The sequence below is a fragment of the Rathayibacter sp. VKM Ac-2762 genome (genome assembly GCF_009866585.1).
Classification (GTDB): Bacteria; Actinomycetota; Actinomycetes; order Actinomycetales; family Microbacteriaceae; genus Rathayibacter.
Genome location: NZ_CP047419.1, coordinates 793,954 through 807,644 on the forward strand (window position 1 = coordinate 793,954; position 13,691 = coordinate 807,644).

The window sequence follows — 13,691 nt, forward strand, 5'->3', positions numbered from 1 at the left end:
TCCGCACCGCGCTTCCCGGGCCGGCCCCGTCACTCCGGAGCCACGATCCGCCTGCCCCGGACGTGCACCGCGGCGATCGCCGGCTCGCGCAGGGTCATCAGCAGGGCGAAGAGCAGCTGGGCCGTCGCCTCCTCCTCGTCGTCCGCGCGGATCCCGTGGGCGAGGACGTCGGCGAGCGGCTCCCACCGGTCGGGCTCGATGCGGAGGAAGTCCGCGTCCTTCCCGGGGTCGAGGCTGCCGAACCGCTCCTCCTGGTCGAGCGCCCGCGCGCCGGCGAGCGTCGCCGTGAACAGGAGCTCGGCCGGATGCAGGGCGACGGCCGCGTCGCCGGGCTCCGAGAGGTGCACCTTGAAGGCGTCGTTCGCCACTCGCGCCAGCAGCCACTCGTCGCCCGCGCCCACGTCCGAACCGAGGGCGACGGTGACCCCCGAGGCGACGGTCCGGCGCCAGGGCATGGTGCCGGAGCCGAGGAACTGCTGCGAGGTCGGGCAGTGGGCGATCGAGGTGCCGGTCTCCTCCATCCGGTGCAGCTCCGCGTCCTGGCAGTGCACGGCGTGGGCGAGGATCGTGCGCGGCCCGAGGAGGGAGGATCCTCCGCGCGCGGAGCCGGGGAGGAAGAGCCCGTCGTAGGTGTCGAGGTAGCTGCGGGTGCCGTACGAGCCGAGCACGGCGGCGATCTCGCCGTCGCCGGGCCGGTCGTTCTCGTTGAGGTGGCTGTGCACGTAGACGCCGCGTCCGCGGACGTCGTCGTAGAGGTCGCCGAGGGCTCCGAGGGTCCGGGGAGTGACGGACAGCGAGAACCGCGGGACGAGCGCGACCTGCAGGAGCTGGTTCCTCCCGTGCCAGCGGTCGATCTCCTCCGACGCGAGCGTCAGCGCCTCCTCCTCGGAGGTGATCAGGGGAGCCGCCGAGGCCGGGCCCGTGGTCTGGATCCCGCGACCCGACACGATCCGCAGCCCCGCCTCGCGGGTGCGCTCGAAGAGGGCGTCCTGCGCGGCCGGGAACGCGGAGCCGAAGACCATCGCGGCGGTCGTGCCCGCGGCCACCCGCCGCCGGGTGAAGGCTCGCGCGACGACGTCGGCGAACTCCGGGTCGGCGAGCCGCGCCTCCGCGGGGAACACCGTCCGGTCGAGCCACTCGAGCAGCTGGCCGCCGCCGAAGCCGTCGGTCGAGAACGTCTGGGGGAAGTGCACGTGCGCGTCGACGAAGCCGGGCAGCAGGATCGACGCGGCGTCGCCGGAGACAGGCAGGAGCGCGAAGCGGTCCGGCAGCTCGCGGTACGGACCGACCCAGGCGATCGTGCCGTCCTCGTCCACGGCGAGAGCGCCGTCCGGGATCGACACCAGCGACTCCCGCGCGGTCGTGAGCGTCGCACCCCCGGCGACGTGCAGCACGTGCCCCCGGTGGACGCCCCCGGCGCCGGTCACACCAGGCCCGTGTAGGCGGTCCAGGCGGATCCCGCGGGCGGCGCGTCGTCGCGGGTGACGCTCGCCTGGATCAGCCCGTAGGGGCGGTCGGCGGCGTGGAAGACCTCGTTGTCGTTCTCGACGCCGAAGGGCGATAGGTCGTAGACGAAGTGGTGCTTGTTCGGCGCGGAGAGACGGATCTCGACGATCTGCGGGTACTCCTCCAGGACCGCCTTCCCCATCTCGAAGAGCGTCTGCTGGAGGGCGAGGGAGTGCACGGTCGCGAAGCGGCTCGTCATGAGCGCCTTGACGCCCGCGTAGACCGCCTCCCAGTCCATCGCCGCGATCTCGTCCTCGCTCAGGGCGAAGCGCCACTTCGCGACCAGCGAGGTCGCCATCACCCGGTCGTTCGTCGGCTGGAGGACCGTGTACGGGTCGGTGAGGAAGCCGTGGAACTCGCTCCCCGTGGACTTCAGGATCGTGAGGTCCTTGAAGCCGCCGGTGATCCAGATCCGCCGCTCGTCGCCCGAGCCCTCGACCGTGACCGACGCGATCCGCGTCTCCTGGCCCTTCCGTACCCAGGTGTGGTCGTGCTCGCGCCCGTCCACCAGCACGCGCTCCCAGGCGAACTCCTCGATCTCGATGCGGGCGCCGTGGACAGGCTCGTAGCCGTCGACGAAGTGGCGGGCCAGCTCGAGGCCGTAGGGCTCGATCGAGCGCAGGCCCTTCTCCTTGGCGAAGGCGTACGCCGTCTGCTTCTGCGTGTCCGTGGGCAGGACGGCCGACTGGTCGCCCTCTCGGTGCGCGGCCTCGAAGTCGCCGCGGAGGGCCGTGGAGACGTTGACGTCGTGGATCTCGTGCCGCGGGGTCTCGCGGTAGATCCGCACGACGCGGTTCTCGGCCTTCCCGTACTGGTGGTCCCCGAGGATGATCGACATGTCCGCTCCTGTCCGTTCCGTGCGGCCGGGCCCGGTCACGCGGTGGTGCCCGTCCTGCTCGCGGCTCCTGCGAGCCCGTCTGCCAGCCTCGCGCCTGCCGGGGGCTCCGCGCACCGGCGGAGCATCCCGAGGAGCCGCCGCCGGGACTCCGAGTCTTGTGCGATCCGCCCGCTCCGCGGCTCCGACCCGCCTCCGTTCACACGCTCGAAACCTGCCGATGACACGGCGGCGCTCGGCGTGAGCGGTCGAGCTCCCGGAGGTGTCGTCAGGGAGGCGGGGGATCGGCGGGTCGAGGTCAGGGGCGGGTGAGGAGGCGCCCGGCGGGCGGGACCGTCGCGGCGGTGACGCGGCGGCCGCCCACCCAGGTGGCGGCGACGGCGCCGCGGAGGACGCGGCCCTCGTAGGCCGAGACGGGGTTCCGGTGCGAGAGGGCGTCGACGTCCACGCGCCACTGCGCCTCCGGGTCGAACGCGACCAGGTCGGCGTCGGACCCCGCGTGCAGCAGGCCCTTCTGGCCGAGCCCGGCGAACGCGGCGGTCGCCGTGGACATCCAGGCGACGACCTGCTCGAGCGGGATGCCCCGCTCGCGGGCCCCGGTCCAGACCGCGCGGAAGCTCAGCTCGAGTCCCGAGATCCCGCCCCAGGCGACGCCGAAGTCGCCGCCCGCGGGGAGCTTCAGCTCGGCGGTGGCGGGGGAGTGGTCCGAGGCGATGATGTCGATCGTCCCGTCGAGCAGCCCCTTCCAGAGCAGCTCGCGGTTGCGCTCGTCGCGGATCGGCGGGCAGCACTTGAACTGCGTGCCGCCGTCGGGGATCGAGCCGGCGTCGAAGGTGAGGTAGTGCGGGCAGGTCTCGGCGGAGATCGGCAGCCCCTCGGCCTTCGCCTCGCGCAGGAGCGGCAGCGCGTCGGCGGAGGAGAGGTGCAGGATGTGCGCGCGGCAGCCGGTCTCGCGGACGGCCTCGATCACGTGCAGGATCGCGCTGCGCTCGGAGGCGGGCGGGCGGGAGTCGACGAACGCGCCGTAGGAGGCGCCGGGCTCCAGCGCGCTCGCCTCCAGCTCGGCCGGGTCCTCGGCGTGCACGATCAGCAGTCCGTCGAAGGCGGCGATCTCGCGCATCGCCTCGACGAGCTGCTCCCGGCTCAGGTGCGGGAACTCGTCCACGCCGCTCGGCGAGAGGAAGCACTTGAAGCCGAAGACGCCCGCGTCGTGGAGCTCGCGCAGCGTGCCGAGGTTCGAGGGGATCGCCCCGCCCCAGAATCCGACGTCCACCTGCGCCTGCGGCCCGGCGGCCGCGCGCTTGGCCTCGAGTCCCGCCACCGTGGTGGTCGGCGGGATCGAGTTCAGCGGCATGTCGATGATCGTGGTGACGCCCCCGGCTGCGGCCGCGCGGGTGGCGGAGGCGAAGCCCTCCCACTCCGTGCGGCCCGGCTCGTTGACGTGCACGTGGGTGTCGACGATCCCCGGGACCAGGACCTGGCCCTCGGGGAGGACGATCTCCTCCGTGGTCCGCCAGGGGGCGTCCCGCTCGCCGACCGCGACGATCAGGCCCTCGGCGATCGCGATGCTGGCCGGACGCCGGCCGTTCTCGGTCAGCACGTCGGAGGCGCGGATCACGAGGTCGAGGAAGGGAGCGTCGTCAGGCATGGATCGACCCTATACTCGGCATGTTTCCTGCGTGTGAGCGTCCGTCGGCGGCTCCGCCCGGCCTCCCCGCAGCCCCGGCGCCGTCGCCTCCCGTCCGAGAAGAGGAGGCCGTCGTGCTCGACATCGCCGACCCCCTGCTCGAGCGCGTCGAGGCGGGCGGGAGCGTCGCGGTCGTCACGGTCACGCACGTCCTCGGCTCGGCTCCCCGCGCTCTCGGGTCCTCGATGGCGGTGGACGCGGAGGGGCGCGCGATCGGCTCGATCTCCGGCGGCTGCGTCGAGGCGCAGGCGTACGCGCTGGCCCAGGAGGTGCTCGGCACCTCGGGCAGCGCGTCCGAGCACTTCGGCTTCGACGACGAGGCGGCCTTCGCCGCGGGCCTGTCCTGCGGGGGGCAGCTGCGCGTGTTCGGCCAGGTCGTCGACTCCGGCTCCACCGCGGTCCTCGCCGAGCTGCGCGCCGCCCGCGCCGGCCGCTCGGCCGCGCTGGCGATCGTCGTCGGCGGCCCGGAGGAGCTGATCGGCCTCGTCCTCACCGGAGCGACGCGCCTCCAGGACGTCGTCGGCCCGCACCTGGACGAGGACACCGCCCGCCGCATCCTCGCCGAGCGCGAGGCGCGCCTGGCCTCCGGCCGCTCGGCCACGGTCGAGACCACCTGCCGGAGCGCCGAGCTCGAGATCGCCTACATCGTGCACGCCGAGCGGCCGCGCCTGCTGATCTACGGCGCCGTCGACTTCTCCGCCGCGCTCTGCTCCGCCGGATCCCTGCTCGGCTACCGCGTGACCGTCTGCGACGCGCGTCCGGTGTTCGCGACCGCCGAGCGCTTCCCCGGCGCCGACGAGGTCGTGGTCGAGTGGCCGTCCGACCACCTCGCCCGCGCCGAGGTCGACTCGCGCACCGTGATCGCGGTGCTCACGCACGACGAGAAGTTCGACATCCCGCTGCTCGAGACCGCGCTCGCGCTCCCGGTCGTCTACGTCGGCGCGATGGGATCGCGGCGCACCCACGAGCGGCGGCTGCGGCTGCTGCGCGAGGCGGGAGTGACGGAGGAGGCGCTCGCCCGCCTGCACTCGCCGATCGGCCTGGACATCGGCGCGTCGACGCCGGAGGAGACGGCCGTGTCGATCCTCGCGGAGGTCCTCGCCGCGCGCACGGGGACGTCCGGGGAGCCGCTCGCGGGGCGCTCGGGCCCGATCCACGCGGCGCGCTGAGCCGCACGTCCTCCCCTGACGGCGCGCCGTCGTGATCGCGCCGGCCTGCTCGCACTCCGGCGGGAAACGGCCGCGAAACACCGCGCTGCCATGCTCGGGGCATGCAGCGCCACGTCCTCACCGGAGCCCACGTCGCCACCGTCGACGCGCACGGGACCGAGCACCCCGTCGGCCACGTCGTCGTCGACGACTCCCGCATCGTCGCCGTCGGAGCCGGCGACCCTCCGGCGTGGGCCCTCGACGGACGGTCCCCGACGGGCCTGCCGGCGCAGGAGGCGATCGCGCTCACGCGGGTCGACGGCCGCGGCCACCTGCTCACTCCCGGGCTCGTCAACACGCACCACCATCTCTACCAGTGGCTCACCCGCGGCTGGGCGCAGGACTCGATCCTCTTCGACTGGCTCGTCGCGCTCTACCCCGCCTGGTCCCGCATCGACGCCGACCTGACCCGCTCCGCCGCCCTCGGCGCGATGGGCGTCCTCGCCCGGTCCGGCTGCAGCACCGTCGCCGACCACCACTACGTCTTCCCGCGGGGCTCCGGCGACATCGTCGGCGGCATCGTCGACGCGGCCGGCACCCTCGGCCTCCGGCTGCACGCGACCCGCGGGTCGATGGACCTCGGCGAGTCCCGGGGCGGCCTCCCGCCGGACTTCGCCGTCGAGACCACGGCGGCCGCGCTCCAGGCCAGCGGAGAGGCGGTCCAGCGGTACCACGACGCCTCCGCCGACGCGATGGTGCGGGTCGCGATCGCCCCGTGCTCGCCGTTCTCGGTGACCACCGACCTGCTGCGAGAGTCGGCCGTCCTCGCCCGTCAGCTCGGGGTCCGGCTGCACACCCACGGCTCCGAGACCGTGGAGGAGGACGCCTACACGCAGGAGGCGTTCGGCCTCTCGCCCACCGACCACCTGGAGTCGCTCGGCTGGCTCGGGGACGACGTCTGGATGGCGCACTGCGTCCACCTCGACGCCGACGCGATCGCGAAGTTCGCGGCCACGGGCACCGGAGTCGCGCACTGCCCGTCCTCGAACGGCCGGCTCGCCGCGGGCATCGCGCCGATCCCGCAGCTGCTGGCGGCAGGAGCACCGGTCGGCCTCGGGGTGGACGGCGCGGCGTCGAACGAGTCCGGTCAGCTCGGCTCCGAGATCCGCGCCGCGGTGCTGATGAACCGCCTGCGCGCCGGCGCCGACCGGATGAGCGCCCGGCAGGCGCTCTCGGTCGCCACCATCGGCGGGGCCCGGGTGCTCGGCCGGCAGGACGAGATCGGCTCGATCGAGGCCGGCAAGCTCGCCGACCTCGCGCTCTGGCGGATCGACGGGATCGAGCACGCGGGCATCGCGGACCCGGTCGCGGCGCTCGCACTCGGAGCGCAGCCCCCGCTGAGCCTGCTCCTGGTGCAGGGTCGCCCGACGGTGCGGGAGGGACGGCTGGTGAACGCGGACGAGGACGCGATCGCCCGCGAGGTCGCCCGGGCGAGCACGGAGCTGGCCTCGCGCGACTGAGCTGCGGCGGCCGATCGGCGCTCAGCCCGTCGTCGTTCAACCGGGCGGCGCCTCCGCGTCGACGGTAGCGACCGGGGCGGCGTCCGGGTGCAGGAGCCTCCAGATCCGGTCGCGGGAGAGCGGCAGCTCGGTCGGCCTCACGCCGATCGCGTCGCGGACGGCGTTGGCGAGTGCGGGGGCGACCGGGTTGTAGGGCGCCTCGCTCATCGACTTCGCGCCGAACGGCCCGAGCTCGTCGGCGGTGTCCGCGAAGAGCACCTCGGTCTCGGGCACGTCCGCCATCTGCGGGATGTGGTAGTTCCGGAGGATCGCCGTGGTCACGGTGCCCTCGCCGTCGAGGATCACCTCCTCGTACAGCGCCGAGCCGATCGCCTGCGCCACTCCGCCCTCGACCTGCCCGCGGCACTGCGCCGGGTTGATCACGAAGCCGGCGTCGGCCGCCTGGACCGACTGCAGGATCCGCACCTCGCCCGTCGGCTCGTGCACCGCGACGCGGAAGCCCTGGACGTTGAACGCGAGCGAGCGCTGAGCGCCGTCCTCGCTCCCGGTCGCGGTGACCGGTCCGCCGGCCGCACGGACCAGATCGGCGAACGCGACCCGGGTGCCGTCCGGAGCGAGCAGGCCCTCGTCGTCGGGCTCGAAGGTCTCGTCGTGCCCGGTCAGCCGCTTGGCGAGCGCCTGCAGCTCGGCGAGGAGGCGCGTCGCGGCCGAGTGGACGGCCTTGCCCGCGACCACCGTGCCGGCGCTGCCGAACGCTCCGGTGTCGTAGCGGGCCGCGTCCGTGTCGGACTGGCGGATCCGCACCCGATCGGCCGAGGCGCGGAAGGCGCTCGCGACCAGCTGCGTGTGCACGGTGGTCGTCCCGTTGCCGAACTCGGCCGTGCCCACGCCGATGGTCAGCACTCCCTCGGCGTCGACGGTGACGGTCGCCTCCGAGAAGTGGCCCCGCGGTGGGATGGTGGCGATCATCGCCAGTGCCGCGCCCTGCCCGGTCCGCCACCCCGGTCCGTCGGGGGCGGGGGAGCCGCCGCCGCCGGCCAGGGCCGCCTCGGTGAGGTCGAGGCACTGGTCGAGCCCGTAGGAGGCGAAGCCGATGTCGTCGCCCTCGACGTGCGTGACCACCAGCGGCTCGCCCGGGCGCACCGCGTTGATCCGCCGCAGCTCGAACGGGTCGATCCCGAGCTCGCGGGCGAGATCGTCCATCGCCGACTCGATGCCGAAGATCACCTGCCCGAGGCCGTAGCCGCGGAACGCCCCCGAGGGGAGGTTGTTCGTGTAGACGGCCTGCGCGTCGACGCGCTTGCTGGGCGCGCTGTAGACGGCGACCGACTCCGAGGTGCCGTGGAACATCACGCCGGGTCCGTGATTGCCGTAGGCGCCGGTGTCCGAGAGCACGTCCACGGCGAGGGCGGTCAGCCGTCCGTCGCGCCGGGCGCCGAGCGTGACGCCGACCCGCATCGGGTGTCGGCAGGGGGCCATCGTGAACTCGTCGCTCCGGGTGAACTCGAACTGCACGGGCCGGCCGGTGGCGAGCACGGCGAGGGCGACGACGTCCTCCGTCAGGATCTCCTGCTTGCCGCCGAAGCCGCCGCCCACCCGGGCCGTGAAGACGCGGACGGTCGACGGATCGCGGTCGAACAGGCGCGCGATCTCGTCGCGCACGAGGAAGGGCACCTGCGTCGAGGTCCGCAGCACCAGCTCTCCGCCCTCGAGCCAGCCGATGGTGCCGTGGGTCTCGAGCGCCGTGTGCGCGACCCGGGAGGTCGAGTACCGGCCCTCGACGACCACGTCGGCCTCCGCGAGTCCGGCGGCCACGTCCCCGTGCTCTCCGTGGAGCTCCGCGACGACGTTCGCCTCCGGCCGGGCGATGCGCGAGGCGATCGGATCCTTGTCGGCGTGCAGGAGCGGCGCGCCGGCCGAGCGCGCCTCCTCCGGGTCGAAGACGGCGGGCAGCACCTCGTAGTCGACCTCGACGGCGCGGCAGGCCGCCTCCGCCTCGGCCACCGACTCCGCGACCACCACGGCCACGCGCTGCCCGCGGAACCGGACGACGGTGTCGAGCATGCGGGTGTCGTCCGGGTCGTCGAGCCGGGACTCGTGGCGGGCGGTGGAGTAGAGGACGTCCGGGACGTCCTCGGCGGTGAGGACCGCGACGACGCCCCGCATCGCGCGGGCGGCGGTCGTGTCTATCGAGCGGATGCGCGCGTGGGCGTGCGGGCTCTGGACGACCTTCAGGTGCAGCAGGCCGGCCACGGCGACGTCGAGGGTGAACGGCTCGCGGCCCTGGACGATCCGCCGGCCGGCGGGCGCGCCGAGCGAGCGGCCGACCCGGGACTCCTCGGCCGACGGGCGACCGGTGCGGCGGACGGGCGTGAGACCCGAGGGCGGGGCCGCGTGCCGTCCGCGGGCCGGGGCCTCCGTGCGATCCGCGCCGGACGGCTCGGCCGCGTGCGCGCCGTGCCCGGACGCGCAGGCGCCCGTCACGGCCTCGCGGATGGGGCGGTAGCCCGTGCACCGGCAGAGGTTGCCCTTCATCAGCCGCGGCACATCCTCGGCGCGGACTCCGTCGAGCGCCGTGGCCGTGACCACCATGCCGGCCGTGCAGAAGCCGCACTGGAACGCGCCGGCCTCGACGAACGCCTCCTGCACCGCGCTCGGCTCCTCGGGCGTGCCGAGGCCGGCCGCGGTCGTCACCTCGCGCCCCTCGACGCGGTGGGCGGGGTAGAGGCAGGAGTGGAACGGCGTCCCGTCGACGAGGACGGAGCAGGCGCCGCAGTCGCCGGCGTCGCACCCCTTCTTCACCTCGAAGTGCTCGTGGTCGCGGAGGAGGGTGCGCAGCACCTGGCCGGGGCGGGGGGAGGCGTCGACCGGCTCGCCGTTGACGGTGAACCTCATCGGCCGCCTCCGGCCAGCTCGGTGCGGATCTCCTCGGCGAGCACGCGGACGACGGCATGGCGCCAGTCGGCGGCTCCGTGCGGGTCGGTGAACCAGGTCGCGACGCCGTCGACGGCCGCGGCGAGCTCGGCCGAGGAGGGAACGGCGGCGAAGCGGAGCAGCTCCGGCCGGACGGTCGCCGCGGTGATCGTGAGCACGAACGCGCCGTCGGTGTCGAGGCGGCCGATGACGACGGCGCCGGAGCGTCCGAGAGGGGAGAGCGCCGTCTTGCGGAACGCGGTGCGCGCCCGGAGGGAGGAGAGCGGGATCTCGATCGAGCGGATGACGTCGTCCTGGGCCAGGGAAGTGGTCATGTTGCCGGTCACGAGCTCGGCGACCGGCACGGCGACGTCCGAGCCGTCGGCCCGCCAGACGAGGACGGTGGCGTCGAGCGCGGCGGCGAGGCTGATCATCGGTCCTGCGGGCAGGGCGTTGGCGATGTTGCCGCCGACAGTGGCGACGTTCCAGATCTTGAAGGAGCCCAGCAGTGCCGTGCAGCACTGGAAGAAGAGCGGATGGGCGGTGTCGCCCGCGTCGGGCATCGCGGCGAGCTCGCTGAGCGTGCAGGTCGCCGCGATCGAGAGCCCGGCGTCCGTGCGCACGATCGGCTCCCACGCGAATCCCTGCAGGTCGAGGAGCTCGTCGAGGTGGTCGTGGGGGAGGGAGAACACCCAGGAGCCGCCTCCGATGACCGCTGAGCGCGGCCCGCGGCCCGCCAGCTCGGAGCGCTCGCGCACCACCCGGACGCGATGGATCGTGTTCAGGTCCATGCCGCGCCTCCGTCCCGCGCCCGTCGGGCGTCTCCCCCCAGTGAACCCCACCCGTGTGACGCCCGTGTTTCCCCACCCCGTCCTCCCGCGGCTCCGCTCCCCGTCCCTCCGGCGGATCCGCCATCCGCTGCGTCCCACCCCGGGCCCCGACCTTGCGGATCAGTGGGCGACCTCCCGATGTCGACCCGCCACCCCCTCGCTCTCCCCCCGAGCCGAACGATCGATCCGCGTGTGAGCGGATCGATCTAGGCGGTCGTCCCCCGCTCTGCGAAAGGTGACCACCCTCTCCGGCCGACTGCGCCGAGCCCGGCGGGGACGGGCTCGGTGTGAAACACCCCCGAGCCGAACGATCGATCCGCGTGCCAGCGGATCGATCTAGGCGGTCGCTCCCCGCTCTGCGAATCGTGACCACCCTCTCCGGCCGACTGCGCCGAGCCCGGCAGGGACGGGCTCGGGGACGAGCACCGCGACCGCGCCGAGCCCGGCGGGGACGGGCTCGGTGTGAAACACCCCCGAGCCGAACGATCGATCCGCGTGCCAGCGGATCGATCTAGGCGATCGCTCCCCGCTCTGCGAATCGCAGCCGCCCTGGAAAGCCGACTGCGCCGAGCCCGGCAGGGACGGGCTCGGGATTCAGCCGAGGCTCGCCACCCACTCCGAGCTGCCGTCGACGAAGGACTGCTCCTTCCAGATCGGCACCGACGCCTTGATGTCGTCGACCAGTGCCGCGCAGGCTTCGAAGGCCGCCGCGCGGTGGGCCGAGGCCACGGCGCAGGCGAGGGCGAGGTCGCCGACCACGAGGTCGCCGACCCGGTGCACGGCGGCGATCCGGACGTCGGGCCAGCGCTCGACGATGCGGCGGGCGGAGGCGAGGAGTGCGGCGGGGGCGTCCGGGTGCGCCTCGTAGGACAGCCGGAGCACGCCGCGGCCCTCGTCGTGGTCGCGGACGACGCCCGCGAAGGTCACGACGGCGCCGTGCGTCGGGGAGTCGACCGCCTGCTCGCACTCGTCGACGGTGATGGCCTCGGCCGCGAGCCGGGCGAGGGCGACCGGCTCAGCGGGCATGGTCGCCACCTCCGAGCTGGTCGAGCAGGTGCCCGATCACCGGGTCGAGCACGTCGATCCCGTCGCGGACGCCGCCGGGGGAGCCGGGGAGGTTCACCACGACGCTGCGGCCGCTGACGCCGGCGAGCCCGCGGCTGAGCACGGCGGTCGGGACGTGGGCGGCGCCCTTGGCGCGCACCGCCTCGGCGAGGCCGGGCAGGGGCCGCTCCAGGAGGGGGGCGGTCTGCTCCGGGGTGACGTCGCTCGGGGCGACGCCCGTCCCGCCGGTGGTCACGACCACGTCGACTCCGCTGCCGATCGCGTCGGCGATCGCCTCGCCCACCGCGTCGCCGTCGGCCACGACGACCACCCGGGACTCCCAGCCGCGGGTGGTGAACCAGGCCTCGAGCGCCGGTCCCGTCCGGTCCTCGTACACGCCGGAGGCGGCACGGGTGGAGGCGACGACCGCCACCGCCCGCCGCGTCACGGGGTTCCTCCGCTCGTCCACGAGCCGCTCCTCCCGCCCGCCTTCGCGAGCACACGGATACCGGTGATCGCGGCACCGCGATCGACCGCCTTGATCATGTCGTAGACCGTGAGGGCGGCCACGCTGACCGCGGTCAGCGCCTCCATCTCGACGCCGGTGCGCCCGGTCGTGCGCACGCGCGCCTCGATCCGGACGCGGCCGTCCTGCGGCTCGAGGTCCACGTCGACGCCGTCCAGCGCCAGCGGGTGGCAGAGCGGGATGAGGGTAGAGGTCGCCTTCGCGCCGAGGATCCCGGCGATCCGCGCCACGCCGAGCGCTTCGCCCTTGGGCAGCTCGCCCTGCTCGAGGAGCCGCACCACCTCGGGTGAGGTCTCGACGTAGCCCTCGGCGACGGCGGTGCGCGCCGTGACCTCCTTCGCGCTCACATCGACCATGTGCACGGCTCCGTCGCCGCGCACATGGGTGAGCCGATCGCTCTCAGTCATCGATCCTCCAGATCTCGACCGTGTCGCCGGTCGCTGCGTGGTCCGTCCCGACGGGGACGTGGATGAGCACGGTGGAGCGGGCGTAGGACGCCAGCAGGTGCGAGCCGGGCCCGCCCACCGGGTGCACGAAGCCCTCGTCGTCGAGGACTCCGCGGCGGATCTGGTGCAGGTGCGCGGGCGAGTCGAGCGCCGTGCCGAGGCGCGCACGGAGCCGCGGCCGCTCGGCGGGCGTCCGTCCCGCGAGCGAGCGCAGCACGGGCCGGAGGAACACCTCGAACGAGACCAGGGCGCTCACCGGGTTCCCGGGAAGCGAGACCACCGGCAGGTGCAGCCCCTCGGCCACGCGCACGAGACCGAGGCCCTGCGGGCCGCCCGGCTGCATCTCGACGTGGCCGAACTCCGAGCCCGCCGGGCCGAGCGCGTCGCGGACGACCTCGTAGGCGCCCGCGCTGACACCGCCGACCGTGATCACCAGGTCGGCCGCGCCCGCGTGCTCCTCGAGCAGCGCCAGGAGGTCCTCGGCCCGATCGCTCGTGCAGGCGGCGACGACGGGCAGCGCGCCCGCCTCGCGGACGGCCTCGGCCAGCAGGGCGCCGTTCGCGTCGTGGATCTGCGCCTCCTCGAGGACGGCGCCTGCGGGACGGATCTCGTTGCCGGTGGGGACGACGAGCACCCGGAGTCGCGGCAGCACCTCCGCCTCGGTCAGCCCGAGCGAGGCGAGGAGTCCGTAGTGGGCCGCGCGGAGGACAGTGCCGGCCGGGAGGGCGAGCTCGCCGCGGCGGGCGTCGCTGCCCCGGGCTCGGACGAAGGTCGCCGGCGCCACCGGGTGCGCGAAGGCGACGCTGCCCTCTGCGGGGAAGCGCGGAGGATCGACGCGCTCGACCGGGACGACGGCGTCGGCCCCCACCGGCAGCGGCGAGCCGGTCATGATCGGTGTCGCCGTGCCGGGCTCGTGCCGCGGCGCCCGGTCGCCCGCGGGGATCGGCGCCGAGACGGGCAGGGCGACGGGATGCTCCGGCGCCGCCGCGTCGAGGTCGGCCGCCCGCACCGCGAAGCCGTCCATCTGCGAGTTGTCGAAGCGCGGCAGGTCGAGCGGGGAGTCGACGGAGCGGGCGAGGACCCGCCGGTCGTACGCGCCCGGATCGGCGGCGACGGCGGCCGGCTCCAGGCTCAGCGTCTCGCGGGCACCCCGCGTGGCCAGCGGCGCGAGCAGCGCCCGCACCCGGGCGGCGTGCAGGTCGATCGAGGTCATCGTGTCCTCTCGCGAGCGGCGGA

Annotated in this window: 11 protein-coding genes; 2 read left to right on the top strand and 9 right to left on the bottom strand. The window is 74.5% G+C overall.

Annotation, left to right across the window (positions count from 1 at the left end; all coding sequences use genetic code 11):
* Positions 1–29: 29 nt before the first annotated feature.
* The 3 genes from GTU71_RS03810 to allB form a co-directional block, all read right to left on the bottom strand.
* On the bottom strand, positions 30–1,427 hold the full coding sequence (locus GTU71_RS03810) for an amidohydrolase family protein (RefSeq protein ID WP_159939332.1): 1,398 nt from the start codon (positions 1,425–1,427) through the stop codon (positions 30–32).
* Complete coding sequence (gene pucL / locus GTU71_RS03815; protein WP_104234587.1) at positions 1,424–2,344, bottom strand: factor-independent urate hydroxylase; 921 nt, start codon at positions 2,342–2,344, stop codon at positions 1,424–1,426. Before pucL ends, GTU71_RS03810 begins: the two co-directional genes overlap by 4 nt.
* A 295-nt stretch (positions 2,345–2,639) precedes the next feature.
* Positions 2,640–3,989, bottom strand: coding sequence for an allantoinase AllB (gene allB, locus GTU71_RS03820; protein ID WP_159939333.1), 1,350 nt, complete (start codon positions 3,987–3,989; stop codon positions 2,640–2,642).
* Positions 3,990–4,102: 113 nt separating this feature from the next.
* Between allB and GTU71_RS03825 the strand changes: the two genes are divergently transcribed.
* Positions 4,103–5,197 carry an XdhC/CoxI family protein gene (locus GTU71_RS03825; protein ID WP_159939334.1) on the top strand — a complete coding sequence of 365 codons (1,095 nt, stop codon included), beginning with the start codon at positions 4,103–4,105 and terminating at the stop codon, positions 5,195–5,197.
* Positions 5,198–5,298: 101 nt separating this feature from the next.
* Entirely contained in the window at positions 5,299–6,696 is a 1,398-nt protein-coding gene (locus GTU71_RS03830; RefSeq protein ID WP_104283544.1) for an 8-oxoguanine deaminase, read from the top strand.
* Positions 6,697–6,732: 36 nt separating this feature from the next.
* On the opposite strand, the gene GTU71_RS03835 is transcribed toward GTU71_RS03830, so the two are convergent.
* The 6 genes from GTU71_RS03835 to glp form a co-directional block, all read right to left on the bottom strand.
* Complete coding sequence (locus GTU71_RS03835) at positions 6,733–9,591, bottom strand: molybdopterin cofactor-binding domain-containing protein (RefSeq protein WP_159939335.1); 2,859 nt, start codon at positions 9,589–9,591, stop codon at positions 6,733–6,735.
* Complete coding sequence (locus GTU71_RS03840) at positions 9,588–10,400, bottom strand: FAD binding domain-containing protein (protein WP_159939336.1); 813 nt, start codon at positions 10,398–10,400, stop codon at positions 9,588–9,590. Before GTU71_RS03840 ends, GTU71_RS03835 begins: the two co-directional genes overlap by 4 nt.
* A 633-nt stretch (positions 10,401–11,033) precedes the next feature.
* A complete protein-coding gene (locus tag GTU71_RS03845) occupies positions 11,034–11,465 on the bottom strand; it encodes a molybdenum cofactor biosynthesis protein MoaE (protein ID WP_104223928.1) in 432 nt (143 codons plus the stop codon).
* Positions 11,455–11,952: a molybdenum cofactor synthesis domain-containing protein gene (locus GTU71_RS03850; protein WP_244230633.1), complete on the bottom strand. Its 498-nt coding sequence runs from the start codon at positions 11,950–11,952 to the stop codon at positions 11,455–11,457. Before GTU71_RS03850 ends, GTU71_RS03845 begins: the two co-directional genes overlap by 11 nt.
* A complete protein-coding gene (moaC, locus tag GTU71_RS03855) occupies positions 11,928–12,416 on the bottom strand; it encodes a cyclic pyranopterin monophosphate synthase MoaC (protein WP_104232482.1) in 489 nt (162 codons plus the stop codon). Before moaC ends, GTU71_RS03850 begins: the two co-directional genes overlap by 25 nt.
* Positions 12,409–13,668, bottom strand: a complete 1,260-nt coding sequence (gene glp, locus GTU71_RS03860; RefSeq protein WP_159939337.1) for a gephyrin-like molybdotransferase Glp — start codon at positions 13,666–13,668, stop codon at positions 12,409–12,411. The genes moaC and glp overlap by 8 nt, the downstream gene beginning before the upstream one ends.
* Positions 13,669–13,691: the final 23 nt, after the last annotated feature.